The sequence below is a fragment of the Prevotella sp. HUN102 genome (genome assembly GCF_000688375.1).
Taxonomy (GTDB): domain Bacteria; phylum Bacteroidota; class Bacteroidia; order Bacteroidales; family Bacteroidaceae; genus Prevotella.
In genome coordinates, this window is sequence record NZ_JIAF01000004.1 from 223,270 (window position 1) to 249,679 (window position 26,410).

General features: G+C 45.0%; 20 protein-coding genes, 3 tRNA genes and 1 pseudogene. 5 read left to right on the forward strand and 19 right to left on the reverse strand.

The features are described 5' to 3' along the window. Positions 1-434: 434 nt before the first annotated feature. The 6 genes from recA to P150_RS17515 form a co-directional block, all read right to left on the reverse strand. A complete protein-coding gene (gene recA, locus P150_RS0105705; protein WP_028896848.1) occupies positions 435-1,442 on the reverse strand; it encodes a recombinase RecA in 1,008 nt (335 codons plus the stop codon). A gap of 18 nt (positions 1,443-1,460) precedes the next feature. After that, on the reverse strand, positions 1,461-1,823 hold the full coding sequence (locus tag P150_RS16065; protein ID WP_051617570.1) for a DUF2185 domain-containing protein: 363 nt from the start codon (positions 1,821-1,823) through the stop codon (positions 1,461-1,463). Between the two features lie 96 nt (positions 1,824-1,919). Next, complete coding sequence (locus P150_RS0105715) at positions 1,920-2,240, reverse strand: TfoX/Sxy family protein (RefSeq protein WP_028896849.1); 321 nt, start codon at positions 2,238-2,240, stop codon at positions 1,920-1,922. Positions 2,241-2,259: 19 nt separating this feature from the next. Then, a complete protein-coding gene (locus P150_RS0105720) occupies positions 2,260-3,498 on the reverse strand; it encodes a saccharopine dehydrogenase family protein (RefSeq protein ID WP_028896850.1) in 1,239 nt (412 codons plus the stop codon). Between the two features lie 17 nt (positions 3,499-3,515). Then, positions 3,516-4,136: a DUF6621 family protein gene (locus P150_RS0105725; protein ID WP_028896851.1), complete on the reverse strand. Its 621-nt coding sequence runs from the start codon at positions 4,134-4,136 to the stop codon at positions 3,516-3,518. Between the two features lie 62 nt (positions 4,137-4,198). Continuing rightward, a complete protein-coding gene (locus P150_RS17515; RefSeq protein WP_155952948.1) occupies positions 4,199-4,393 on the reverse strand; it encodes a hypothetical protein in 195 nt (64 codons plus the stop codon). A gap of 263 nt (positions 4,394-4,656) precedes the next feature. Here P150_RS17515 and P150_RS0105735 point away from each other — a divergent pair, with 263 nt between their 5' ends. Beyond that, entirely contained in the window at positions 4,657-6,273 is a 1,617-nt protein-coding gene (locus tag P150_RS0105735) for a S41 family peptidase (RefSeq protein WP_081819283.1), read from the forward strand. A gap of 251 nt (positions 6,274-6,524) precedes the next feature. Here P150_RS0105735 and cysK read toward each other — a convergent pair whose 3' ends face one another. Next, positions 6,525-7,472, reverse strand: a complete 948-nt coding sequence (cysK, locus tag P150_RS0105745) for a cysteine synthase A (protein ID WP_028896854.1) — start codon at positions 7,470-7,472, stop codon at positions 6,525-6,527. Positions 7,473-7,877: 405 nt separating this feature from the next. On the opposite strand from cysK, the gene P150_RS0105750 reads away from it, so the two are divergent. Together P150_RS0105750 and P150_RS0105755 are read left to right on the forward strand one after the other, a co-directional pair. Beyond that, positions 7,878-8,696, forward strand: a complete 819-nt coding sequence (locus P150_RS0105750) for an AAA family ATPase (protein WP_028896855.1) — start codon at positions 7,878-7,880, stop codon at positions 8,694-8,696. Between the two features lie 21 nt (positions 8,697-8,717). Continuing rightward, positions 8,718-9,740, forward strand: coding sequence for a DUF4435 domain-containing protein (locus P150_RS0105755; RefSeq protein ID WP_028896856.1), 1,023 nt, complete (start codon positions 8,718-8,720; stop codon positions 9,738-9,740). Positions 9,741-10,153: 413 nt separating this feature from the next. Here the strand turns inward: P150_RS0105755 and P150_RS0105760 are convergent, their stop codons facing one another. Continuing rightward, positions 10,154-10,651 (reverse strand): hypothetical protein, encoded by a 498-nt coding sequence (locus P150_RS0105760; RefSeq protein WP_155952949.1) that lies wholly within the window; start codon positions 10,649-10,651, stop codon positions 10,154-10,156. A gap of 778 nt (positions 10,652-11,429) precedes the next feature. On the opposite strand from P150_RS0105760, the pseudogene P150_RS16070 reads away from it, so the two are divergent. Next, positions 11,430-12,367 (forward strand): annotated as a pseudogene (locus P150_RS16070) (IS30 family transposase). A gap of 113 nt (positions 12,368-12,480) precedes the next feature. Beyond that, a tRNA-Leu gene (locus tag P150_RS0105770) sits at positions 12,481-12,562 on the forward strand. Positions 12,563-12,820: 258 nt separating this feature from the next. Here P150_RS0105770 and asnS read toward each other — a convergent pair. The 11 genes from asnS to P150_RS0105825 form a co-directional block, all read right to left on the reverse strand. After that, positions 12,821-14,212 (reverse strand): asparagine--tRNA ligase, encoded by a 1,392-nt coding sequence (gene asnS, locus P150_RS0105775; protein ID WP_028896858.1) that lies wholly within the window; start codon positions 14,210-14,212, stop codon positions 12,821-12,823. Positions 14,213-14,334: 122 nt separating this feature from the next. Then, positions 14,335-15,933: a pseudouridine synthase gene (locus tag P150_RS0105780; RefSeq protein WP_028896859.1), complete on the reverse strand. Its 1,599-nt coding sequence runs from the start codon at positions 15,931-15,933 to the stop codon at positions 14,335-14,337. 129 nt (positions 15,934-16,062) lie between these two features. After that, positions 16,063-17,409, reverse strand: a complete 1,347-nt coding sequence (gene purB, locus P150_RS0105785) for an adenylosuccinate lyase (RefSeq protein ID WP_028896860.1) — start codon at positions 17,407-17,409, stop codon at positions 16,063-16,065. Positions 17,410-17,568: 159 nt separating this feature from the next. Then, positions 17,569-17,643 (reverse strand) — tRNA-Val (locus P150_RS0105790). Positions 17,644-17,693: 50 nt separating this feature from the next. Beyond that, positions 17,694-17,768, reverse strand: a tRNA-Val gene (locus tag P150_RS0105795). A 126-nt stretch (positions 17,769-17,894) separates the two neighbouring features. After that, complete coding sequence (locus tag P150_RS0105800; RefSeq protein ID WP_028896861.1) at positions 17,895-19,055, reverse strand: OmpA family protein; 1,161 nt, start codon at positions 19,053-19,055, stop codon at positions 17,895-17,897. A gap of 492 nt (positions 19,056-19,547) precedes the next feature. Continuing rightward, positions 19,548-21,386 carry a DNA mismatch repair endonuclease MutL gene (mutL, locus tag P150_RS0105805; protein WP_028896862.1) on the reverse strand — a complete coding sequence of 613 codons (1,839 nt, stop codon included), beginning with the start codon at positions 21,384-21,386 and terminating at the stop codon, positions 19,548-19,550. A gap of 6 nt (positions 21,387-21,392) precedes the next feature. Next, positions 21,393-21,584 carry a hypothetical protein gene (locus P150_RS0105810; RefSeq protein WP_155952950.1) on the reverse strand — a complete coding sequence of 64 codons (192 nt, stop codon included), beginning with the start codon at positions 21,582-21,584 and terminating at the stop codon, positions 21,393-21,395. Between the two features lie 94 nt (positions 21,585-21,678). Continuing rightward, positions 21,679-23,538, reverse strand: coding sequence for an OstA-like protein (locus P150_RS16075; protein ID WP_051617571.1), 1,860 nt, complete (start codon positions 23,536-23,538; stop codon positions 21,679-21,681). Continuing rightward, positions 23,535-24,968: a peptidylprolyl isomerase gene (locus tag P150_RS0105820; protein ID WP_028896864.1), complete on the reverse strand. Its 1,434-nt coding sequence runs from the start codon at positions 24,966-24,968 to the stop codon at positions 23,535-23,537. The genes P150_RS16075 and P150_RS0105820 overlap by 4 nt, the downstream gene beginning before the upstream one ends. An 11-nt stretch (positions 24,969-24,979) precedes the next feature. Next, on the reverse strand, positions 24,980-26,404 hold the full coding sequence (locus P150_RS0105825; protein WP_036932086.1) for a peptidylprolyl isomerase: 1,425 nt from the start codon (positions 26,402-26,404) through the stop codon (positions 24,980-24,982). Positions 26,405-26,410: the final 6 nt, after the last annotated feature.

Here is a 26,410-nt window from a genome sequence, read left to right on the forward strand (position 1 = left end):
AACTTCCTTGCAAAGTTCCGAAAAATCCTCGGAATCAGCAAATAATATATGAAAATCAAACATCGTGCAAACGAAATATTCCTTGCTGCATACATTATTTGGATTGCCAATCGGGCATAATGAAACTGTGCAGATCCACGTTCGACGATGAGTTTTCAAATGTATGAAAATCAAATGATTGAAACCTTACATCCAAACGTGCGAAGATTGTACTGCATTCTTGCGAAGAATGCAACGCGTTTGTGCGAAGAATGAATTGCATTCTTCGCAAGAATGGAATGAAACATTTTACAAACTGATATTCAATAACTTATAAGACTTTCAAAATTATCAGATGGTAGAACTTGGAAAAAGAAATATCAGGATAAAACGGAGATATAAAAAAGAGAGAACCACGCTTTGTGATTCTCTCTCCGTCTGTGCAAATAAAATGTTTATTTGTTAGCTTTGGCTGCAATGGCTTCTCTGATGAGTCCTTCTATTTCTTCTGTCAGTTCGGGATTGTCCTTCAGCATCGTCTTGGTGGCGTCGCGCCCCTGTGCGAGTTTCGTGCCGTTGTAGCTGAACCAACTGCCACTCTTCTGAATGATATTGTATTCAACACCGAGATCGAGGATTTCGCCAATCTTTGAGATGCCTTCTCCGAAAGTGATTTCAAACTCAACCTTACGGAATGGAGGTGCCACTTTGTTCTTCACAACCTTCACACGCACCTGATTACCTATGACGTTGTCGCCGTCCTTGATTGACGTAACGCGACGGATATCAAGACGTACTGAGCTGTAGAACTTCAGGGCGTTACCACCGGTCGTTGTTTCAGGATTGCCGAACATCACGCCGATTTTCTCGCGCAGCTGATTGATGAAGATGCAGCAGGTGTTTGTCTTGGCAATGGTTGAAGTCAGCTTGCGCAAGGCCTGACTCATCAGACGCGCCTGAAGTCCCACCACGTTGTCGCCCATATCGCCTTCGATTTCCTTCTTTGGCGTAAGGGCTGCCACGGAGTCTACCACCAGAATATCGATTGCCGAGGAGCGAATCAACTGATCGGCAATTTCCAACGCCTGTTCGCCGTTGTCGGGTTGTGAAATCCAGAGGTTGTCTACATCCACGCCCAGTTTCTGCGCATAGAATCGGTCGAAGGCGTGCTCTGCATCGATGAATGCGGCAATGCCGCCTGCTTTCTGTGCTTCGGCTATGGCGTGGATAGCCAGCGTGGTCTTACCGGAACTTTCCGGTCCGTAGATTTCTATGATTCTTCCACGCGGATAACCGCCTACGCCGAGTGCAAGGTCGAGCTGAATACTGCCCGACGGTATCACTTCCACATTTTCTATCTGCTCGTCGCCCATTCTCATAATGGAGCCCTTGCCGAAATCTTTTTCTATCTTGGACATTGCAGCCTGCAAGGCTTTCAATTTCCCTTCGTTTGTTTCTGCCATTTTATTTTCTTTGTTGTTTTATTCGTCTTCAGGAATCTCCAAATCCTCTTCTTGGAACACTCCGCTTTCATCCCGATAATAAGCCGTTCCGTATGGAGCGTTGAGCAATGGTATGATTTCCATATCGTAGTTGGCGATGGTGTTGAGATTGTAAATCTCCATATTATCGGGATTGTCAAGATATTCATCATCTTCTTCGCCTTCAAAGAAACGCCATCCACTATCAGGCACGTCCTCGTCAGGTTCTTCCCGATACATATAACCAACCTTGCAGCCATCAACGGTAATCCTGTCTGTTGCAAAACAGCCGTCAGCCTCTTCCCAGTCGGGAAGCAAATCCTTGATATCTTCCGGTTTCAACTTGAATTTCTTTTGTGCCATTGCCTATTTATCGATGATAAAATGAGGTTATTAATTTTAGGTTGGTTCCTGTAAATCCACTCAATGTTTCAAGAACGACTTGACGGAACCCACCTTTTATTTATTCTTCGTCTTGCGCTTGGGATAAGGGAGCACGGCTTCCAATGCCTTTACCACATCTACGGCGTGCTGTTGCTTTGACACGTCGAGCACATAATGTTCCTTTGCTCCCTCATACGGGCAGCCACATTCGGCTTCGTTCATCAGATGTTCAATCGCTTGATGCTTCTTTACATAAGCAATATCATCACAGACAATGACAACCGGTTTGTCATTGGCATAAATCATATAGTCGCCGAACATTTTCCGGTAACGTACTTCGCCGACTGATGCAATCTGCTGACAAATGAAGTCTATGAATTCTAATCTGCAAGCCATTTGTGTTGCTGCTGCGCTGTTACAATTCCAAATCTCCGCCGAACACCTCGTGCCAAGGCAATCCGTGCTTGTTGAGTTCTTCCATAAATGGATCCGGGTCGAAATCCTCTACGTTCCATACGCCCGGCTTGCGCCAAAGTCCCTTGAAGAACATCATCGCACCGATCATTGCCGGCACACCGGTAGTATAGCTCACGCCCTGCATACCTGTTTCGTTATACGCTTCCTGATGCTTGCAGTTATTATAAACATAGTAGGTCTGCTCCTTGCCGTCCTTGATGCCACGGATACGGCAGCCGATGGAAGTTTCGCCATCGTAGTTTTCGCCGAGATCCTGTGGATTTGGCAGCACAGCCTTGAGGAACTGCAACGGCACAATCTTCACTTTTGCAGTCTTTCCGCTGCCATCTGCCAATGGTGCCTCGTATTCAATCTCGTCGATACGGCTCATACCGAGGTTCTGAATGCAGTCAAGATAAGTCAGATACTGCTGACCGAATGTCATCCAGAAGCGCGCACGCTTGATGGTCGGGTAATTCTTAACCAGTGATTCCAGTTCTTCGTGGTGCATCAGATATGAATCTCGGGGACCGATATTCGGATAAGTCAAGTCCTGATGCACAGCCAACGGCTCTGTTTCAATCCACTTGCCATCCTCATAATACAGTCCCTTCTGGGTAATTTCACGAATATTGATTTCAGGATTGAAGTTCGTGGCGAAAGCCTTGTGATGATTACCGGCATTGCAGTCTACAATATCCAGATAATGGATTTCATCGAAATGGTGCTTGGCTGCGTATGCCGTGTAAGCCTGTGAAACACCCGGGTCGAAACCACAGCCGAGAATGGCAGTCAGACCGGCCTTCTCGAACTTTTCCTTGTATGCCCACTGCCAACTGTATTCAAAGTGAGCCTCATCCTTCGGTTCGTAATTGGCCGTATCAAGATAATTGCAGCCACAGGCCAGACAAGCCTCCATAATAGTAAGGTCCTGATAGGGCAAAGCGAGGTTGATAACCAATTCAGGCTTGAATGCGTTGAACAACTCTTTCAACTGCTCCACATCGTCGGCATCTACCTGTGCCGTCTTGATGTCGGCCTTGTATCCCTTATCGTGAATAGCCTTTACCAACTCGTCGCACTTTTCCTTGCGACGGCTTGCAATCATAAACTCTGTAAATACGTCCTGATTCTGAACGATTTTGAATGCTGCAACGGTAGCTACGCCACCTGCACCAATCATCAAAACTTTTCCCATAGTTACTTTATTCTTTTTTATCTTATTCTATTTTCTATCTCATCGCCCCTGATTCCCATCGCATTCATAATCGAATATCCGAGAATCTGCTGCTTGAAGTTGCCGCCTTCCATAGGCTGCATTGCAAACATCGTGATGTGCTTTTCCTCATCATCAACGTCGCGAAGGGCATTGCGAAGCGTGCCGTAGATGTTTCCGTCTTCTGCATTCGGAACAATCATAATGCGGCGCACCTCCTTGTGGCTAAGTACAATCCTCAGGAAATCGAGCAGCACTTCGTCCTTTGCAGTTACCTCGCCTCCCGTAGCAATGGTGTTGATAATGAACTCGCCGAGCTTTTCATCCCTGAACGCCTGTTTGTCGAGTTCGCTCTCAAAGTTTGAAGGCACGAAATTATCGAATGCCTTCTTGTTCCTGTCGTGCAAAATCACTACCTGTGTTTCGTGACTGCCCGGCTTCATACGGCCGTCAAGGGCTATGTTCACTATCCACTGACTCAAGTCTGCCTGTGGGATTCTCCTGTTCAGCATCCTTTCAAAGTTCACGATAAGGTTGAACGCCACGCCGTCGATGTAATCCCCATCCACGATGATGACACTCCCGCTCATTTTTATGTTCTGCGAATCTTGTAAATTCATAGCTACAAAGATACATCAAAACAGGGGAAGAACAAAATTATTAATTCATAATTATTCTTACCTCAAAGAAGAAAGCCTATAAAGCCCTCTGTCAGATTATCCTTTTCGACTATCCTCCTGAACATTAAAATTGATTTCCTTTTCCTTGCAAACCCGTTCACTTGTTTCCTCGTCCACTTGTCTTCTCGTCCACTTGTCTTCTCGTCCACTTGTCTTCTCGTCCACTTGTCTTCTTGTCCACTTGTCTTCTTGTCCACTTGTTTTCTTGTCTCCTTGTCCACTTTAAAATAAGGTATATACATTTCTCCAAAAAGGTATATACGTTTCGACCAAAAGGTATATACCTTTTTTTCACGCCCAAAGTACATTTTGCAATATATTGATAATCAGCATATTGTAAAAGTACTGAAAAATGCTTTGTGCCGGACTTCGGTAAGCAGTCGGCTGCAAATAGCCCTGTAAAGAAAATAATAATACTGAAGAGGCGTTTATTTTAAAACTACAATAATATAATATCGCTATGAGAGGAATTTTATTATCGGTGCTGATGCTGCTCGCGATCAATGCTGCCGGACAAACAGTTAGAAGCGTGGAGATTCATAACGCCGTGGTAGAACAGAGTAAAAAGTACAGAAACGGCAACAAATATCAAAAAGACTTTCTGCTTTTCACCGATGCCTTGCGCACCACCCACCCTGCCTTCTGCAAGCAACTTTCGGATCCGTTCAGCATAGACAGTATGGAAAGCGTGGGCTACAAGCAACTGAAGCGATGCAAGGACGAGCAGGATTTTAAACTCTATCTGCAACGCCAGATTTCAATCCTCCACGACGGGCATTCGAGCATCAACCTGAACCTGTCCACGCCCAACGACCTTTATTATATGTTCAACCTGAGCTATACCGGCGACGGATATATATTGAGAGGCGTGGATAAGGATTTCAAGGATGCGCTCGGGAAGAAAGTAGAAAAAATCAACGGCGTCAGCGCAGAAGATTTCATCCGTCAGTTCTCCCAATATATCAGCGGCGACAATGAAGTGGCACTGCGGGGCACGATTATGGGTTCACAACTGCAAAACCATTTCTCATTAGTAAAACATCTGCCCTGCAACCGTCCCGACTCACTTCTTGCACTGACTATGAGCGACGGCTCTGTGGTAAAGTTGCGTCCCATCGTTCCCGACAGGTCAAGGATGGAAGTTCTGAAACCTGCCGGCGACACTTCGACCTCCGTCCACGTCCGCGAAAGGCACAATGTTCCTTTCTTCTACAAGATTGACGACGACCACGGCATTGCCTATCTGCAATTCAATGCGTGCGAAGACCGATACACACAAAACTGGATGATGGAGCAGCGGGGAATAAAACTCACGGAAGAGCAGCAGCAAATGCTGAACTCCATTCCTTTTTTCCACGAGACCTTGCGCAAGATGTTCTCGGAAATAGAAAACAGGAAAATCAAGACGCTCGTTATCGACGTGAGACAAAACGGCGGCGGCAACAGTCTGCTGTGTACGGAACTGATGAGCTGGCTCTATCCTGTGGTCAGAAAAGGCATCTCCAATCCCGATTATATGACGGTATCTTCCAACATTCGTTTTTCTCCCCTGTATGAACTGTTCTACCCTGAATATTCCAAGCAGACGGAAGATTTGTGCCGTCAGCAGAATGGGGGCGCAATAGATTATGCAACGCTTTACGACAGCCGGCTGAGACCATTTGACACAGAAAAAGCCAATGCCGACAGCAATGACGGCATCGACAAATCCATATTCCATCTGCTCAACTGCAATGAAGACAGTATATTCAAAGGCAACGTGATATTCATACAGGATGAACATACATTCAGTAGTGCCGCTATGCTTGTCTTGGAAGCAAGCGACAACCATATCGGGCAGGTCATCGGAGGAGAGAGCTGCTACAACACGTCCAATTACGGCGACATCCTTATATGGCAACTGCCAAATACCAAAGTCGAGGGTACCATTTCCCATAAAATGTTTCTGCGTCCCGACATCAGCCGACTGAAAGAGAAACACTTCGCTCCCCACAAAATCATCATTCCGACTATGGCAGACTTGCTTTCGGGCAATGACCCTTGTTGGGAATGGATTGTCAGGCACTACAAAAAATAGTCCCACGGCAAATGGCAGATGAACTTATGTCGCACATTTCGTAAGTGGCTGAAAATCAAACTACAAATATTCCAATTCCAAACGTGCGAAGAATGCAGTCCATTCTTCGCACGTTTGCATTGTATTCTTGCGAAGAATGGAACGCATTCTTCGGTCAGTTGCAAATCGGGTATTCATCGGTCGGCGGCAACAGTCGTTCTGCTGAACCGATGATGCTGTTTTTTCACACCATCTTTCTTTTATCCTCCGGCTTACAATGGATATTCATCGAAAGCATAGAGTACGGTGGAGAGATAGCGTTCGCCGGTATCGGGAAGCATAACAACGATGCGCTTGCCCTTGTTCTCAGGACGCTTGGCAATCTCCACAGCCGCAAAGACAGCGGCACCCGACGATATTCCCACGAGAAGACCCTCCTGTTGGGCAAGCTCCCGACCGAAAAGGACAGCCTGATCGTTTTCCACTTGGAACACTTCATCTATCACCTTGCCGTCATAGGTCTTCGGAATGAAGCCTGCACCGATGCCCTGAATCTTGTGAGCACCACTCTCTCCACCACTCAATACGGGCGAAGAAGAAGGTTCTACGGCGATAATCTTCACTTCGGGATTCTTTTCCTTGAGGTATTTTCCGATACCGCTGACCGTGCCGCCCGTGCCGACGCCTGCCACGAAGATGTCTACCTGTCCGTCGGTGTCGCGCCAGATTTCCGGACCTGTGGTCAGATAGTGCTTCTCCGGGTTGGCTTCGTTCTCGAACTGTTGCAGGATGATGCTTCCGGGAATGGAATCGCGCAGTTCCTCGGCAGTCTTGATAGCCCCTTTCATTCCGTCCCGTCCGTCCGTCAGCTTCACGGTGGCACCGTAGGCCTTTACCAGATTGCGACGTTCAATGCTCATAGTCTCGGGCATTGTGAGGATGAGCTTGTAGCCCTTCACGGCTGCAACGAGTGCAAGCCCCACACCGGTGTTTCCACTCGTTGGCTCAATGATGGTTGCGCCCGGCTTCAGAAGTTCCCGTTTCTCCGCATCTTCAATCATCGCGAAAGCCACACGGTCCTTCACGCTGCCGCCGGGATTGAAATATTCCACCTTTGCAATGATGGGCGTGTCGAGTCCTTTCTCTTCCGAGAATTTGTTGAGTGCGAGCAACGGCGTGTTGCCGATAAGCTCCGTGAGTTTGTTTGCTATATTTGCCATAATGATAAATACCCACCTCCAACTCCCCAAAGAGGGAAAGTCGGACACGTAAAGCGGGATTTCTGTTTGATGTATTATACTTCTGTTATTTCATTTCTCTGAACTTTCACCTAAGTCTATCGACCGTCGGGTCTTGTTTACGGTTGCAAAGATACGGAGAATCCTTGTGGCGGACAATACTCCTTTTGTGCTATATTGCCTACCACGATTATGGTATTTGAGTTAAAAAGACAGAAAAATGTAGGGAATTGAGAGTAAATAAGTATATTTGTAGGAAATAAAGCAGCCCGAATCTCTTTCCGGGACAAAGGGAATGCCTTTGCAGACAAACAGGCTGGAAGTGCATTGACGTGTGTCGGGCAATGTCTTTTACCTTCTTTATATTACCTTTTACGTTTCAACGCTATGCAGAAATATGCCGATTACATAGAAGAGATTGAGATTGATTCCCTCTGGGGTGGCAAGAAACACATCAGATGGACGTTGGACCGACAGGTGAATATCCTGAGCGGTATCAACGGCGTGGGCAAGAGCACCATCCTGAACAAGGTGGTCAAGGGGCTGACGCAGGGAGGAGAGTTCCCCAGCCATTTGCTCAAGGGCGTGCATCTGAAGGTTTATCCGGAGGATGCGAAATGGATCAGGTTCGACATTATCCGTTCCTTCGACCGTCCGCTGATGAATATGGAGAGCATCAGCAAGGTGGACCTGAACCTTGCCACCGAGTTGGACTGGCAGCTTTTTCAGCTCCAGCGCAAGTATCTGGACTATCAGGTGAATATCGGCAACCGGATTATCGAGGTGCTCCAAAGCGGCGATGCCGATGCAGCCGGCAAAGCACAGGCCATTTCGGCACCAAAGAAACGCTTTCAGGACATCGTGGACGAACTGTTTGCCGAAACCGGCAAGCAGATTGTGCGCTCGGAAAACGAGATATGCTTCTCGCAGATTGGCGAGACTCTGTATCCATATCAGCTCTCGAGCGGCGAAAAACAGATGCTCGCCATACTGCTGACGGTGCTCGTGGAAGACAATCAGCAGTACGTACTCTTTATGGACGAACCCGAAGTGAGCCTGCACGTGGACTGGCAGAAACGGCTGATAGACCTGATTCTCGACCTGAACCCGAACGTTCAGATTATTCTCACCACGCACAGCCCTGCCGTCATAATGAACGGATGGATGGACAAGGTAACGGAGGTAACGGAAATTACCGAGGACTAATACAGAAGAAGGAGGAAACGTATGGGAAAAGGTCTCAAGGACAATCTGTCGTCAGACTATATTCAGGCATCCAACCGTCTGAACGGTCGCAAGGCACGCACAAGGATTGTGGCTTACGTGGAATCGTACGACGATATTTTCTTCTGGCGAACGGTGCTCACGGGATTCGAGAACGACCAACGCTATTTTGAAGTGATGCTGCCCTCACGGCAGAATCTCACGCGGGGAAAGAAGTCGGTGCTGATGAATCTCATATCGAAAAAGGTGGGCGAGAATATGATTGCCTGTGTGGATGCCGACTACGACTACCTGCTTCAGGACACGACACAGGTTTCGCACGAGGTAAACCACAATCCCTTCGTATTCCACACCTACGCCTATGCCATCGAAAACCTGCAATGCTATGCGCCGAGTCTGCACGACGTAACGGTGGCAGTAACGCTGAACGACCAGAGCATATTCGACTTTGAGGAATATCTCAGGCAGTTCAGCGAGGCCGTCTTCCCTCTCTTCGTGTGGAGCATCTGGTTCTACCGGAATAACATATACGGAAAGTTCACGATTACGGACTTCAACAAAGTGATAGATGTAGGTCATTTCACATTTGAAAGGGCTTACGCCAACATTCAGAACGTAAGGCGGAAGGTGGCAAGAAGGATACAGCAGTTCCACCGCGATTATCCCGATGCCAAGGAAAGCTACCTGAAAGTAAAGGACGACATCCGTGCACTGGGCGTAACGCCACAGACCACCTATCTCTACATTCAGGGCCATCATCTGTTCGATACCGTCGTAGTGCCCGCATTGAAGAAGACCTGCGACAAGCTGATTCGCGACCGTGAAATGGAAATCAGCCGAAATGCCGTACACGCCGTGCAGCGCAGAAACGAACTTTCCAGTTACGGACACAGCACCGAAGAGATTATTCCAATGCTCCGCCGACACGTCGGCTATATCAACTCCGAGCCGTTCCGCCGACTGCAAGAGGATTTGAGGCTGTTTTTGGATAAAGAAGGAGAGGATAAAGGAGTGAAAGGGAGTTAAGAAGTTAAGACAGATATACATTCTATATGGACTTCTGACTTCGAGTGATTGGAGAGTGTAAGTTAAACTGTGTCAGGGTTCAATAGCATTTTTTTTAACACGTTTGTTTTATAATGTCAAACGAAGGGCTTGCCACCGGGCACTTACGCACTGGCAAGCCGATGTTTGGTAAGGATGGTGCTTTGGCGTCGATATTGGAGCCATATTAAATATCGCCCTTGAGGAGGAGATGGATGCTTACCTGCAGAGAATCCCGTGTGGACTGTAATCACCGCAATGGCAGATAGCAGACAGGATTATCGGCATATATACCTTTGGCACGAGCATACAGGAAATCAGCCGAGTAAAATTAAAAAATACTCGACTGATTTCTATTAATAGTATTATAGTACTGTAAAGTAATTGAGAATTGGCTATAACGCTTTATTATATCTATTGTATTCTGTCCATTCCATTTTTGGGAAGAAATTGCGTAGGTTCTCCTTGGTAATCTCAATATAATGGGATTCATTTGACCCCATAAAAATATACTCTATCTGATATGGAAAAACTATAATGCCCTTCTGCAATGTGTTTAAAATACTGCTTGAAACTCTTTTATAACTTTTTCCTTCTTCAAAAGGCCCTGTGCAAGATAAAATATTAGCTTTTATGTATTCCTTACCATCCTCTTGTATTCCATAATCATTACCGGAAATAACATCGCCAACTTTATTAACAACGTAATAATGAATATTGATATATTTTAAACTCTTACCAGATGTATTGGTAAATTTCAATTCAATTCCTTTATTTCCCCGATTCATTCCAAATGGTTCATTTTTATATAATTTGAACCGAGAAACTTCTATCTGACTATATGCTGCCATTCCAAATAAGCAGGCTATACACAAACAAGTTAATTTCTTCATATAAATTAATTAATAGATTATAACACTAAAAGTCCAGGATATAGGTGGGTAAGACAATAAAAAACGTGGACTAATAACTTCGCCTACGCTTCTGAGGTATCGCCAAACACCATAGCACCATAAACGAGTAAAAGCCCACGCCGATTGGCATGAGCATTAACTTTTACTCTTGGTGCTTTGATAATTTTGGCGATTTTCAGAAGCAAGAATTCGAGCTAACGCTTTTTATCTAATGTCTCTTATTTCTTTATTTTTTCATCCGCTATATTTTTTATTTTGCTGCAAATTTACAAAAAATATTAAATATGACCTGTTTTAATATCCTAATATTATCGGACTTTAGACAAATTCATTGATTTTTTGCCTCGCAACAGAATATAAGGAATACAAAAGCAGATGCAAGGAGCAGTAAACCTTGCATTATAATATTGCAGAAGTTATAAATGAAATAGCCAATGTCCTCTTTGAGGAAATCAAAAACAAGTTGGAAACAATTTACAGGTAATCGAAGAAGCTGACAGAAAAGGAAAATACAAGTTGATGTCAAGTGTCTTAACCATACTGAACGAGTGGTAGAAGCAGAAAAAGCATCCATAAGCAACTGAAGATTCCAAATCGAAGTGCAAAAAAGAGTAGCCCTCGCCGAGAGATGCAGACAACCTCTCGCTACGCTTCGAGAACGTCTGCATCTCTCGGCGAGGAAAAAGCAACAACCGACAATACAAATTAAAAAAGGGAGACCGAAGTCTCCCCAGGATTAACTAACTTTGTATTGTAAATGTATCATCAATTAATCTCGGAGCAAAGGTCGCAAATTTTCGCCTTACTTCAAAAGAAAATCGCAAGAAAAGAAATTGCCGCCATCGTCGGCATCAGTCAGGCAACACTCTCACGTGAAATCAAACGCAACAGCACGCCCTCGGGAAAGTATATCTGGACGAAGGCGCACGACATGGCCATGGAGCGCAGGAGGCGAACGGTGAGCAACTCCAGGCTCTCCGACGAATTGGTCTGGAGAATCAAGGAATATATCGTTAATGACCAATGGTCTCCAAGACAAATATCGGGGTATCTGCGTGTGAATGATGGGATAAGGGTGTCCCATCAGTCCATCTACAACATCATCCACGATGACCCGACAGGGAAACTTGCCGGGCACACAAGACACAAGATGAAATACAGGCATCACCCAAAGGGGGGCATCTTCCTGTCAAGGACAGGGTGAGCATCCATGAGAGAAACAAGGAAGTGGACGGGAAGAGATTTGGAGACTTTGAGATGGACCTGATCGTCGACCCTGCCCAGCGCGCCATACTCACACTGGTGGAGAAACCCACCAATATGTTGCTTATGCAGAAACTGCCATTTGGGAAGCAGTCGAAGCCTCTGGCAAAAGCAGTCAGGAGACTGCTGCTGCCATACAAGGACAGACTGAAGACCATTACCACTGACAACGGACCTGAGTTTGCCGCACATAAGGATATCACGAAATGGTTGGGCGTGCCTGTGTACTTTGCAGATCCATATTGTTCATGGCAAAAGGGAGCCATTGAGAATACAAACAAGTTAATCAGGCAATATATCCCTAAAAAGGATTCCTTTGAGAACTATACGGACAAGAGGATTATGGCCATACAGAAGATATTGAATGAAAGACCAAGGGAAAAATTAAACTTTTCCACACCAAAGTGCGAGTTCTTCAAACATGTGTTGTAATTTTGCACTTGCTGGTTGACTCTACACAACTCTTACTCCCCAATCCACTATCTACGAAAAGTCTCAAATAATTTGGATTTTGGCAAAAATTGATGTAACTTTGCATCCGAAATGCGCCTGTGGCGGAATTGGTAGACGCGCTAGACTTAGGATCTAGTGTCTCACGACGTGCAGGTTCGAGTCCTGTTAGGCGCACTTCATAAATTAAAAATAAATTGGTTACATCTTGATTTTTAGCTTTTAGCCATTTATTATTATTCTGCTTTTTAGACTTAGGCTAGATTTAGATTCCAATAGCGCATCTTACAAGTAAAAAAGCAGCACCATTACAGCAAATGTATTTAACCCTGTGCTTTAAAGTAGTCTAACAGCTATGACAAAGGAAAGCATATAGAAATAAAAAATGCTGTCTTCTTACGATGACAGCATTTCTTTATGTATTAAAATATTCGTTTAGAATTCGGCATTCTTTGGTGTACGTGCGAATGGAATCACGTCGCGAATGTTCTGCATACCTGTTACGAAAAGGATGAGACGCTCGAAACCAAGACCGAAACCACCGTGAGGGCAAGTTCCGTACTTGCGGGTATCGAGATACCAGTCGTAAACTTCTTCCTTCATTCCACGTGCCTTGATTTCACCCAACAGTTTCTCGTAACTCTCTTCACGAACAGAACCGCCGATGATTTCACCAATACGCGGGAAGAGAACGTCTGTCCCCTGCATTGTCTTGCCATCGGCATTCTTCTTCATATAGAACGACTTGATTTCGCTTGGATAGTCGGTCATAATAACCGGACGTTTGAAGTGTTCTTCTACAAGATAACGCTCGTGCTCGCTGCTGAGATCCATTCCCCATTCAGCAACAGGGAATTCAAACTTGTAGCCGTCCGCCTGTGCTTTCTTGAGGATTTCAAAGCCTTCGGTGTAGGTCAGGCGAACGAATGTTTCCTTCAATACGCCCTCCAGACGGGCGATGAGTTCCTTGTCAATCATCTGATTGAGGAATTCAAGGTCGTCCTTACACTTTTCGAGTGCCCAACGAACACAATACTTGATGAAATCTTCTTCAAGATCCATCAGTTCCTGTTGGTCGATAAACGCTACTTCAGGCTCGACCATCCAGAACTCAGCCAAATGGCGAGGAGTGTTTGAATTCTCGGCACGGAAAGTTGGACCGAAAGTATAAATGGCACCGAGTGCCGTTGCACCCAATTCGCCTTCCAACTGGCCGGATACTGTAAGATGTGTCTTCTTTCCGAAGAAGTCTGCACTGTAATCAGTTTCCTTAGATTGCGCAACACGGTCGAGGTCGAGCGTTGTCACTTGGAACATATTTCCTGCACCTTCGGCATCGCTTCCTGTAATCAGCGGAGTATGGAAATAGTAGAATCCGTGCTCGTGGAAATACTGATGGATAGCCATTGCCATATTGTGGCGAATACGGAATACAGCACCGAAAGTATTGGTACGCAAACGCATATGACCGTATTTGCGCATATATTCGAAGCTCTGTCCCTTCTTCTGCATAGGATAATCGCTTGGACACAGGCCATAGATTTCTATTTCCTTGCACTGAATTTCGGAGGTTTGTCCCTTGCCCTGACTTTCAACGAGAATACCGGTTACGCTGATGCAGGCACCGGTAGTGATGCTCTTCAGCTCTTCTGCATCCATTGAAGATGGGTCTACAACAACCTGAATGTTTTTGATAGTAGAACCGTCGTTCAAAGCAATGAAATCGACAGCCTTACTGCTGCGATGGGAGCGAACCCAACCGCGAACGTTGATATCTTTTCCAAAGTCGGTGCAACTCAATGCATCGACGACTTTTGTTCTTTTCATTCGTAAAATGTTTAGCCTTGCCGAGCATTCTCCGAAAGAAGAATGCCCGTTTGGCATCATTATTATATATTTGTCTTCAACACATCATCCTTTATCCAAAAGGATTTTTTAGTGATAAATACTTATTCAAATGCACCCATACGCAGCATATCAACTTCCTGTTCGGTAAGGAAACGCCAATCGCCGCGACGGAGATTCTTCTTTGTAAGTCCTGCAAACTGAACACGGTCGAGTTTCACGACACGATAACCGAGGCTCTCGAAAATACGGCGAACGATACGGTTCTTACCACTGTGGATTTCAATGCCCACCTGTGTTTGGTCGCGCTCGTCTGCATATTCGATTGCATCAGCCTTGATTTCGCCATCTTCCAGTTCGATACCATCAGAAATTTGCTGAAGAGTTTGTGGTGTAACCGGCTTATCGAGGAATACGTGGTAAACTTTCTTCTTCAGGAACTTAGGATGAGTGAGTTTGCTGGCAAGGTCGCCATCATTTGTAAGAAGAAGTACACCAGTAGTGTTACGGTCGAGACGCCCCACCGGATAAATACGCTCCGGACAAGCATTCTTCACGAGATCCATAACGGTCTTGCGCTGCTGAGGATCATCGCTCGTTGTTACATAGTCTTTCGGCTTGTTCAAGAGCACATAAACCTTCTTTTCCAAAGATACGATTTCGTCCTTGAACTTAACCTCATCGCCACGCAACACCTTTGTTCCGAGTTCTGTTACAACTTCACCATTTACGGTTACAACTCCAGACTGGATAAATTCATCAGCCTCGCGGCGTGAGCATACACCTGCATTAGATAAATATTTATTGAGACGAAGTGGTTCATTCGGGTCAATGTTCTCTTCCTTGTATTCTATCCGCTTCTTCAGAGAATACTTTGCATTGGGATCATAGTCGGCACTGTGCTGACGATAACCACCCTGTTGTCCGTAACCACCACGGTTGTTATTATATCCACCACGATTGTTGTAGCCACCACCACGATTATTATTATAGCCGCCGCGACTCTGATAACCACCACCTTGACGATTGTTGTTGTAGCCACCACGGCTCTGATAGCCTCCATTCTGTCGGTTGTTGTTGTAACCACCACGGTTCTGATAGCCATTAGACTGGTACCCCCCCCCTTCGCCATCATTGTTGTAGCGAGGGCGATAGCCTTGCTGTGGACGAGACTGGTAACCAGTTTCCTTATTACGGTTCTGGTAACCTCCTTCTTCGCTATCATTATTGTTGTAGCGTGGACGATAGCCCTGCTGTGGACGTGCCTGATAGCCGCCCTGACGGTTGTTGTAACCACCCTGACGAGACTGGTAGCCTCCCTCTTCGCCATCATTATTGTTGTAGCGTGGACGATAGCCCTGCTGTGGACGTGCCTGATAGCCGCCCTGACGATTGTTGTAACCACCCTGACGAGGTTGATAACCATTGTTTCCATAGCTGTTTGTGCGTGGGCGATAACCACCTTGTGAACGCTCTCCATTGCCATTGCCTTGAAGACCTGCCCCGAATCCTTCCGGACGGAATCCACCTTCGCTGCCACTGTCGCTGCCATAAGCACGCTGCGACTGAATACGAGGACGTTGTGTGCGTCCTGTACTACGATAATCTCTCTGATAATCGCTCTGTCCAACAGGCGAGTAGCCTTCACGGTTAATCTCGTTTTGGTCAGACTGACCTTCTTTGTTTTCTAAATCTTCTGCCATAGTTGTAATTCTTTTAATTTAATCATTAGCCTCACGGCCTAATAATAGCGTTTTTTATTTTACTCTTATATTATAATATAATCTATTTAAATCAGATTTTCCCTCTTTGACTTTAAGTCTTGACCTCGATTAAAGCCCTGTATAGTTTTGTGGAGTGATTGCCATCAGTTCATCCTTAACGGCATCGCTCACCTGAAGTGTCTGTATAAAAGCGTGAATGCTCTCAGCCGTCATCTTTTCATTCGTGCGCGTCAGGGCTTTCAAGGCTTCGTATGGATTAGGATATGCCTCACGACGAAGGATGGTTTGAATAGCTTCTGCCACTACTGCCCAAGTATTCTCCAAGTCTTCATTTAATTTTTCCTGATTGAGAATCAGCTTGCGCAAGCCTTTCAATGTGCTTTGAATGGCGATGATTCCGTGTCCGAAAGGCACTCCTACATTGCGCAGGACGGTTGAGTCCGTCAGGTCTCGCTGCAATCTGCTAACCGGTAACTTCTGTGCAAGGAACTGAAGTATTGCATTTGCAATGCCAAGATTTCCTTCGCTATTCTCAAAATCAATCGGATTCACCTTGTGCGGCATTGCGCTTGAGCCTACTTCGCCCTTCTTGATCTTCTGCTTGAAATATTCCATTGAGATATACATCCAGAAATCGCGGTCAAGGTCGATAATGATAGTATTGATTCGGCGAATCGCATCAAAGATGGAACCAAGATGATCGTAGTTGCTTATCTGCGTGGTCCACTGCTCACGCTGCAGCCCAAGCTTTTCACTCACGAATTTATTGCCAAATGCCTTCCAATCATATTCAGGATAAGCCACGTGATGGGCATTGAAATTACCCGTTGCACCACCAAACTTTGCCGTAACCTTGCAAGCCCTCAACGTATCCAACTGTTCTTGCAAACGATATACGAATACTTCAATTTCCTTGCCCAAACGTGTCGGCGAAGCTGGCTGACCGTGGGTTTTAGCCAACATTGGCACTTCTTTCCACTCATTTGCATATTCCTGCAACTGCGCAATCAGCTCTTCAACCTGTGGAAAATAAACCTCGTTTAATGCTTCCAAGATTGATAAAGGAACACTTGTATTGTTGATATCCTGTGAAGTAAGTCCGAAATGAATAAACTCTTTATAAGCATCCAAACCATCAATTTTATCAAATTCCTCTTTGATAAAATATTCAATGGCCTTCACATCGTGATTGGTAATCTTTTCAATGTCTTTCACTCGTTGGGCTTCAACCTCAGTCATATTGCGATAAATACCACGCAACTGCTCAAAAAGACTTTTATCGAAACTTGCTAATTGCGGCAAGGGTAATTCGCATAAGGAGATAAAATATTCTATCTCTACACGTAAACGGTATTTAATCAGTGCAAATTCGGAAAAATAGCGAGCCAGACTATCGGCTTTGCCTCTGTAGCGGCCATCAACTGGCGACACGGCTGTCAGTACATCGAGAACCATAAACTATAATATATATTATTCAACTGCAAATTTAAGCATTAAAATCCATAACGTCGCAAACAAAACAGATAATATTTTGTAAATTCAACGCACGGAAACGTATATAAAACTAAAAAACCTCACAACCATCGTTGCAAGGTAACTCTTCCACGTTGTGCGTGGGCGTTGACGGATTCGAACCGCCGACCCTCTGCTTGTAAGGCAGATGCTCTAAACCAGCTGAGCTAAACGCCCTCTTAAAATATCCCTGCAACCCCTAAAGGCTACAGGGAAACACCCCTTAGTGGGCGTTGACGGATTCGAACCGCCGACCCTCTGCTTGTAAGGCAGATGCTCTAAACCAGCTGAGCTAAACGCCCTTACTTTTCGTAAGCGATTGCAAAGGTAAATATAAATTATCTAACTACCAAATTTTATATCATTTTTTTACACAAAAAAGTGCTTGCCTTGGGGCAAGCACTTTGTATTATTCCTTATTATTAGGATTATTCTGTAATCTGAACAGTAGCGCGACGGTCGAAAGAGATTGGGGACAAAATTGTTACACCACCCTTACCAACAGTTGTAATCTTGCTGTCAGATACACCCATCTTAACGAGTTCGCCTGCAACAGTCTTAGCACGCTCTTCAGACAACCACTGGTTGTGGTCAGCAGAACCTGTTGATGCATCAGCATAACCAGTAACGAGAAGGTTGTTGTTATTTTCAACAGCATACTTTGCAAGTGCCTGTACATTTACGAGATCTTTCTGAGATGCAATGTTTGTCTTATTGAGATTGAAGAATACAGAAACAGGAGTTGCAATCAACTGCTTAACAGACTCTGAAACTGTTTCAACTGGCTTTTGGTTTGCAAGTTCATTGCGAAGACGAGCATTTTCAGCTTCAGCGTCACGAAGACGAGCATTCAAAGCATCGAGAGCAGACTGATGCTGTGCATTGATGGCATCTACATCAGGAACTGGATCCCAATCGTTCTTACCCAAGTTGAAGTTAAGACCGAGTTCTACGTACAAGTTGTTATCGTGAGAAACCCAACCACGGTCTCCGTACCCCTGATCGTAACCATCGACATCACCTTCGTAACGGTTGTAACCAGCTTCTGCATAAACGCGAACAACATCGCTCAAACGCCAAGATGACTGAACACCGGCACTAAGCCCCATACCATAGAAGTTATGGCTCATAGAACGGCCAACACCACCACCGACGAACGGAATAACGTTCCAAACACGATTCTTGTTGTAACCAAAGATCAAATTGCTAACGTTGAACATAATGTGTTCCTGGAGGATCCAATACTTGTTGCCATTGTCAAGTTTTGACGCATTAGTATCAGTAGCACCAACTCGCTTGCCCCAAATACCCTGAATCTTAGTACGAAGACCGAGGCCTGGAGTAAACCACTTACCTACTGCAAGACCCACACCTGGATTGCCGCGGAAACTCTTAAATGGACTGTTCTTTGCATCACGTCCGTGTTCCTGACCAGAATACCAAGCATTCCATTCTGCACCTACCTGTACAAACCAGTTGCTCCAGAATGAATTAGTAGCTACACTGTGCTTCTTTACAGGTACATAATCCTGAGCAAAGCCAGATACAGAAACGCCAGCTATTGCCAATACCATTAATAATTTTTTCATAACTTTTATTTATTAAACAATCAAATTTCTACTAGTAATTAGTAAGTTTACTTTTTTGAATTTGTGCACAAAGTTAATAATTATTTTTTAATCGCATCTATTTTATTTTAAAAAAAGTGATTTTCTACCTTAAAAAAGGAGAAAAATGATATAAATTAACTTCAAAGCTCATTGTTTGGATTAATTTTACGAAATACTGACAACAAAAATCGTATATGCAGCCGTGCTTCGCAGGCAGCAATTACCCAATATGCAAGTCCTAATCTGGAGAGATTCGGTAAGTAGCTGAAATTCAATGTATAAAACGCCCATTTTCAAACGTGCGAAGATTGCATTCCATTCTTCGCACGTTTGCAACGCATTTTTACGAAGAATGTTCGCCATTTTTCGGTTACTTGTAAATCGTGGTTTTTCCTGCTCGTAACAACAGCCTCGAATCAGGTAGATTGATCAATGTACAATGTGCCAAATCTACAATCAATCTATCAAAAATCAGGAAAATAAACCCTCTATTTTATTCTGTTCCATAATTGCAATTATCGGCTTACCATCCGGCGTATAATTGACATTATCACAACTGAACAGACCATTTACCACAGCTTCCATTTCTTCGTTGTTCAATACCTGACCTTGTGGAATCGCAGCATTGCGAGCAAGGCTCAGTGCCAAAGACTTGTCCAACTCTTCACTTATATGCAAATCGCCTTCTTTCACGGATGCGACCATCTCGTTGATCAACGACACGACATTCAATCCTTCGATTCCCGAAGGAACACCATTGATGGAATAGCTCCCACCACCAAGGTTTTCCATTTCAAATCCCATCTTCTGCATTTCCGGCAAAATCCTTTGAATCGTCAATTCGTCTGCAACGGGAAACTGTATCATTTCGGGGAAGAGCATCTTTTGCGTATGCGCCTTCTTGTCTACCATCATACGGATATATTCTTCGTATAAAATCCTGATATGCGCCCGATGCTGATCGATGATCATCAAGCCCGATTTCACGGCAGTCATTATATAACATCCCTTATATTGGTAGTGTGCAGGGGATTTCTCTTCGATGACGGAGTTGGAATGCTTGGCCGATTCTGAAGATTCAAAGATAATCGCCTCTTCTTTCGGCGCAGCATCAATAAAGGATTCGGTATCTTGCGAGTCTGTCAGACCTGCATACAAATGCTCCCATTCGTTAGACAAAGAATTTTCCCGGTGTTTTGTTTCCTTAAAAGGATTATACTGTGGATTATAATTTACCTTTGGGGAGGAAGAGATTGCATTCGGACTGAACACGGGAATGTCAGGCCGACCTTCTGTATCGAAGTCTATCGACGGAATATCGTTGAATTTCCCAATAGACTCTTTCACGCCAGCCATCAGAATCTGCCAGACAGCCTGCTCGTTCTCGAATTTAATCTCGGTTTTCGTAGGATGGATATTCACATCTATATTTTCAGCCGGAACTTCAAAATAGAGAAAATAAGGCACCTGTTCGCCAACAGGCAGCAAACGGTCGAAAGCATTCATTACCGCCTTGTTGAAATAAGGATGTTTCATAAAGCGTCCGTTCACGAAAAAATACTGCAAAGGACTCTTTTTCTTCGCTGCTTCGGGCTTTCCAACATAGCCATATATCTTGCAGAGCGTGGTGTTTACCTCAACGGTCAGCAAATCCTGATTCAGTCTTTTGCCAAAAACTTCAACTACTCTTTGGCGCAAGCCACAAGCACGCAGGTTGAACAGTTCAACACCATTGCTGTGCAGCGTGAACGAAATATCGGGATAAACCAATACTATTCGCTCGAATGCAGTGATGATATTATTCAGTTCCGTTGTATTCGATTTCAGAAATTTTCTGCGTGCAGGCACATTGAAGAAGAGATTCTCTATCTTGAAATTGCTTCCAATCGGACAAGAACACGCTTCCTGTGAAACAAATCTGCTTCCTGAAATTGTCAGCAGACTGCCTATCTCCTCGCCTTCCTGACGCGTCCTCAATTCTATTTGAGCCACGGCAGCAATAGATGCCAGAGCTTCGCCACGGAAGCCCATCGTATGCAGTGCAAACAAATCATCGGCTTTTCGTATCTTGGAAGTAGCGTGGCGTTCAAACGACAGTCGGGCATCGGTCTCCGACATACCCTTACCGTCGTCAATCACTTGAATGGAAGTTCTGCCTGCATCAACTACTAATACATTGATAGTCTTGGCACCGGCATCCACGGCATTCTCCACCAGTTCCTTTACAACAGAGGCTGGACGCTGAATCACTTCGCCTGCTGCTATCTGGTTGGCAACGCTATCGGGTAAAAGTTGAATTATATCACTCATCGCATATTACATTAGTTCAAGGAAAAGGAAAATCACGCTCAAAAGAAAAAGGATTCCTACACCTATTATATATAGGGGAGTATTCCCCAGTTGGTTTCTTCTCTTCCTCTCGAAGCGAATGCTTGGCTGATAATCATCAGCATTTGGAGTTTCCTTTACGTTTCCCTGTTTTATTTCCTTTTCTATTCTTTCTTTCATTTTCCCGAGACGTTCTTTCCGTTCATCCACAAACATATATTCGTGATGAAATCGTCTCGGTTTCAGTTGCCAGAAAAAGTTCATCTTCCGTATATTATCGTATGTTTCCACCCTGCAAAGGAGGTTTTGGCGCAGTAATTGGCTCGGGTTCGTTTTCGTCCTTACGACCTACACGCCTGAATATGTCGTTCTTGTCCTTTGGACGAATGTCGGCAAACCATTTGAATCCCGAAAGTTTCAGCTTGTCGGCCGGCACCTGCGTCATTGGATACATTGTTCCGTTCACTTTTGGCATCCATATCTTTTCCAGTTTTCTTTCAGGCGACATATATATGCGCATCGTATCAGTCTCCGTATAGTTCAAACTCGTTATCGTACTGTCCTTTTCGTCAATCGGATAATACACAATATAAACATCATCAATCGCTTCGGCCTTGCGCATTTTTCCTTCTATGAAAAACGCATTCATCCGTTTTGAATAGATTTGATTGTAATGCTGTTCATTGTCTACTTCCTCTATCGACGACGCATTGCCGAAAACATACGCTTCGCGAATGGTGGAATCATTCATATAAACCTTGATGGAATCGCCTATCAACTGCCGATTGCCATTCCATACCACGGGCTTCTCATACATTGTCAGGCAAGAATCCTTCGTGTTTGCAACCATAAAGCCACATACTGCCTGTACGTCTGTGCGGTAAGCCCGCACATTGTTGATGCCAAATATCTTCCGATATACGTTTGGCGTATTAAGATTGAAAGCCTTCATACTCAACGTGTCAGCGTGCAGAAACAAAGTGTCTTTCTCTGAAAACTCCTTTACAACCGGGCCGGGATTACCTCCAAAAGCCTTTGCTGCTGAATCTGTATAATGGATATACTCCCCCTGGAAAGAGTGTTTGTTCTTATAATCAATGTAATGCACGTCGCCTTGTCCTTCTCCCACGTGTGTCTTACTGTTGTAAGTCAGGTTTTCACCCGTGATGACACGCTGCTTCAAGTCGTCAACGATTTTCACTTTGCCGTGCCCTTCGCTATGACCGGTCTGAGAATTGTAGACAACGCTCTCTCCCGTAATCGTTCGCTTTTCCTTATGGTCTACAATCTTTACCTTTCCATATCCTTCGGCGTTTCCGGTAGCACTATTGTAGGTAATGTTATCGCCTTCGACATCTCTTTCGGGAGAAGTAATCGTGGAGCGTCCCCGCAATTCCATATAATCGGTCTTGCTGTTGTATATGCCGTCGTTCGTATGAACCACTTCCCCCTTGGCAGTCCTGATAGTGGATTTTCCCAATACGTGGAAAATTCCGGTATCGGTATTGCCGTGCGCTGTCGGCGTATTGATACGGTACTTGGGTGTACGGATAAATACATCGCCATAGAAGTTAGACTCCTTTGTCTCCGTATTGTAATCTCCCCGGTCGGCAACGATCGTATTGCCATCGTAAATCAACGTGCCTCTTCCACCGAAAAAACTTGCCATTTTCGAGGTCATACTGTAATCCAAGCTATCACAACGAAGCGATTTTCCCGGTTGCTTGACGTTTACATTCTCTCTTGCGTACACCATCTGAGACATACCGTCATAATGAATACGCGAACAGGTCAGACGCGTGCCGTCCTTACGATTGATTTTCACGTGTCCGAACGCCTTGAAAGAACTTTGCTTGTCGTTGAGATACGCACTATCGCAGAGCAGCGTCATATCCTTGTAACGGAACTTCACGTTACCCTTTGCCACCTGTATGTCGGGCATCTCAAATTGATTATGACGCAACACATCGGCGTGGTCTACATAGATTTTCTCTCCTTTCTTTTCAGCCTTCTTATCATCCGTCTTCTGGGCCGAAACAGGCAGAGCCACACTTAGCCCAAACAGGCATAGAATCATCAATGTAAAGATTCTATGCCCGCAAGTATTTGATTTTAATGTCTTCTTCAATATCATCTTACCCAACCTTCGTATTCAAAATCTCCATTCCTGTAACGGGGATTCATTCTCACATAGGTTTCCTTTACCTTCTTTACCACCCAGTCGTGAATAATTTCCTGACGACGCTGTGCCGTTACTATATTCTTCATTTCCTGAAAGTCTTCGGTAATGGTGGCACGGTGCTCATCCACTCTGCTCTTGAGCTTCACTATTGCACACACCGTCTTGCCCTTTGCATTCACCATTTGGAACGGTTCCGACACATCACCAACCTGCATTCCCTCCACTGCTCTTGCAATTTCTGTCGGCAAATCTTTCATATTGAACTTCGATGTACGGGAATTTGCAGAAGAGTTTGCCATCAATCCGTGATTGTTCTTTGTGTCCTTGTCGTCTGAAAGATAGCCTGCTGCCTCATCAAAGGTAAACTTCCCTGCCTTGATGTCGTTTCCGATAGAGTCCAGACGCTCCTTGGCAGCTACAACAGACTCTTCCGAAACTTTCGGCTTCAGCAGAATATGCCGACAGTTTATTTTGTCTCCACGGCGGTCTATCAACTGGATAATATGATAGCCGAACTCACTTTCCACCACTTTCGACAAACGTTTAGGATCGGTAAGATTGAAAGCTGCGGCCGCAAAAGCCGGATCCAGCATACCGCGTCCCATATATCCGAGTTCACCTCCCAATCGGGCAGAACCGGGGTCCTCTGAATAAAAGCGTGCCAGAGCCTCAAAAGAAGTCTCCCCTTTCGTAACTCGGTCTGTATATTCGCGAAGCTGGGTCTTGATTCTATTTACCTCCTCCTGTTCTACTCGTGGTGTCTGGGTAATAATCTGCACTTCAACGGTAGTCGGTATCATAGGAATACTGTCTACGGGCAGTTTCTTGAAATATTCGCGCACTTCTGCCGGAGATACTTTCACGTCGCTGACCAATGATTCCTGCATCCTCTGAACGAGCTGACGATTCCTGAAATCATCGCGAAGGTCCTGACGAATCTGTGCAAGACTCTTACGCTGATATTGCTCCAGCTTTTCCTTGCTTCCAATCTGAGGCAATGATATCCAATAGTTGATCTGCTGTTCCACGCCTTGCGACACTTCTGTTTCAGTAACTTCAATACTGTCGAGCGCAGCCTGATGCAGAAAAAGTTTCTGTACGGCTATCTGTTCCAGAATGGTTGTTTCAGGATTACCTTTCCACTGAACGCCTTCTGCCTCACCCTGAAGTTTCATTACCTCCACTTCAGATTTCAAGATAGGCTCATCGCCAACCACCCAGAGCACTTCATCAACAATGCTTGATGGATTAATATCGGCTTTCTTTGCTGAATCGGCAGCAGCCAATGAAGACGTTCCTGAAATCATACCCATCGGCAAACCGGTCATCGTGATGGCTGTACCGGCAAGCAGAAGAGCAACGCTATATTTCTTTATATTCATAAAATATCGTTTTAGTGTTTGTTTACCGTTGCAAGCACTTCACGGTTCACAACTACATTGTATTTCTTGCGCAATTCGCCTACCCATTCCTTCTCAAGTGCTTCCTGATAGTCGGATGTAACCAATCCACGCACATCGTCCATTTCCTGCGGGGCCTTTAAAAACTTACCGAAAACGGCATCGATAGGATAATCCTTCAAAGTTTTCTGCTCAACGTTCTTCTTGAATACTTCCTTGTCTACAAGCGCATTGTCGCCTGCCTTGAAGATGCCTTTCTCAACACGGATTCTGATAATGCTGTCGTTATTGAAAGTCTTGCGCAGCTTATCGCTCCATTCAGCAAACGGAATTCCTTTCACGCAGTCTTTCACAGCCTTTACGTCTGCCTGATCTTTCACGTGATAGGCAATGCCCTTGAAACGAGGTTCAGCCCACGCATACTTCTTCTTGTTCTTCTTGAAATATGCCTGAAGACCTGCTTCGTCCTTTGATGCCTTTTCCCAAACTGCACGATTGCTTATCTCAAAGAGCAGCAGTCCGTCGTGGTATTCGCGGACAAGGTTCTTCAAGTCTGGATCCTTTGCTTCCAACTCTGCAAGTTTCTGTTCCAACAACTGCTCCGGTGTCAGTCCACCTTCAGAGGCGGCAGACAGTTCCTGCAACTTCTGATCGATAATCTGCTCGCGTATGCCGCGCACTTCTATAAACTGATGGATGTCAGCTTTCAGAGAATCGTATGGCTGCAAACTTTCCTTAGCCGTCAATTTTATGATATGATAGCCGAAAGGAGAGAGTACGGGACGGCTGATTTCGCCTGCTTTCATTGCAAACAAGGTGTTTTCAAACTCGGGCACCGTCTGTCCCTTTGAAATCAAAGGCAGTTCGCCGCCATTTTTAGCTGAACCCGGGTCGCCGGAGAACTTTCTTGCAAGTTCAGCAAAGTCTCCACCTTTCTTTATTACATTATAAAGCGAATCGGCACGGTTCTTTACAGCTTCCTGTTCTGCCGAACTTGCTTTCTGATTCAGAGCCAACAGAATGTGTGAGCAACGCATCAAACCGCCACTTCCATCGATACGCTGCTTTGTTTCCTTGTATATTTTCCGTGCCTCAGCCTCAACGTCGCTGTCGTCAATCATTGCCGGACGAATCTGCTGGTCGCGATAAGTAAGAAATTCCTGCTTGAAAGATGTCAAGGTGTCAAGCCTTGCATCCATTGCAGCCTGAACTTTCAACTTATAGTTCACGAATAAATCAACATACTCATCAACGCTTTTCTTGTCGATTACTCCCTCTGCATTATTCTTGTTGTAAGAATATTCAAATTCAGAACGGGTAACAGGTTTCCCATTGATGGTCATAACCGTAGGGTCGTTTTGCGCAAAGGCCATAGTGCTGCTTAGCAAGATAGCTGTAAATATAGCTTTAGCTCTCATATTCAA

What these genes read in the sequence shown, in the direction of transcription:
- recA (WP_028896848.1), bottom strand. Translation starts at nt 1,442, where the DNA reads ATGGCAGAAACAAACGAAGGGAAATTGAAAGCCTTGCAGGCTGCAATG.
- P150_RS16065 (WP_051617570.1), bottom strand. Translation starts at nt 1,823, where the DNA reads ATGGCACAAAAGAAATTCAAGTTGAAACCGGAAGATATCAAGGATTTG.
- P150_RS0105715 (WP_028896849.1), bottom strand. Translation starts at nt 2,240, where the DNA reads ATGGCTTGCAGATTAGAATTCATAGACTTCATTTGTCAGCAGATTGCA.
- P150_RS0105720 (WP_028896850.1), bottom strand. Translation starts at nt 3,498, where the DNA reads ATGGGAAAAGTTTTGATGATTGGTGCAGGTGGCGTAGCTACCGTTGCA.
- P150_RS0105725 (WP_028896851.1), bottom strand. Translation starts at nt 4,136, where the DNA reads ATGAATTTACAAGATTCGCAGAACATAAAAATGAGCGGGAGTGTCATC.
- P150_RS0105735 (WP_081819283.1), top strand. Translation starts at nt 4,657, where the DNA reads ATGAGAGGAATTTTATTATCGGTGCTGATGCTGCTCGCGATCAATGCT.
- cysK (WP_028896854.1), bottom strand. Translation starts at nt 7,472, where the DNA reads ATGGCAAATATAGCAAACAAACTCACGGAGCTTATCGGCAACACGCCG.
- P150_RS0105750 (WP_028896855.1), top strand. Translation starts at nt 7,878, where the DNA reads ATGCAGAAATATGCCGATTACATAGAAGAGATTGAGATTGATTCCCTC.
- P150_RS0105755 (WP_028896856.1), top strand. Translation starts at nt 8,718, where the DNA reads ATGGGAAAAGGTCTCAAGGACAATCTGTCGTCAGACTATATTCAGGCA.
- P150_RS0105760 (WP_155952949.1), bottom strand. Translation starts at nt 10,651, where the DNA reads ATGAAGAAATTAACTTGTTTGTGTATAGCCTGCTTATTTGGAATGGCA.
- asnS (WP_028896858.1), bottom strand. Translation starts at nt 14,212, where the DNA reads ATGAAAAGAACAAAAGTCGTCGATGCATTGAGTTGCACCGACTTTGGA.
- P150_RS0105780 (WP_028896859.1), bottom strand. Translation starts at nt 15,933, where the DNA reads ATGGCAGAAGATTTAGAAAACAAAGAAGGTCAGTCTGACCAAAACGAG.
- purB (WP_028896860.1), bottom strand. Translation starts at nt 17,409, where the DNA reads ATGGTTCTCGATGTACTGACAGCCGTGTCGCCAGTTGATGGCCGCTAC.
- P150_RS0105800 (WP_028896861.1), bottom strand. Translation starts at nt 19,055, where the DNA reads ATGAAAAAATTATTAATGGTATTGGCAATAGCTGGCGTTTCTGTATCT.
- mutL (WP_028896862.1), bottom strand. Translation starts at nt 21,386, where the DNA reads ATGAGTGATATAATTCAACTTTTACCCGATAGCGTTGCCAACCAGATA.
- P150_RS0105810 (WP_155952950.1), bottom strand. Translation starts at nt 21,584, where the DNA reads ATGAAAGAAAGAATAGAAAAGGAAATAAAACAGGGAAACGTAAAGGAA.
- P150_RS16075 (WP_051617571.1), bottom strand. Translation starts at nt 23,538, where the DNA reads ATGATATTGAAGAAGACATTAAAATCAAATACTTGCGGGCATAGAATC.
- P150_RS0105820 (WP_028896864.1), bottom strand. Translation starts at nt 24,968, where the DNA reads ATGAATATAAAGAAATATAGCGTTGCTCTTCTGCTTGCCGGTACAGCC.
- P150_RS0105825 (WP_036932086.1), bottom strand. Translation starts at nt 26,404, where the DNA reads ATGAGAGCTAAAGCTATATTTACAGCTATCTTGCTAAGCAGCACTATG.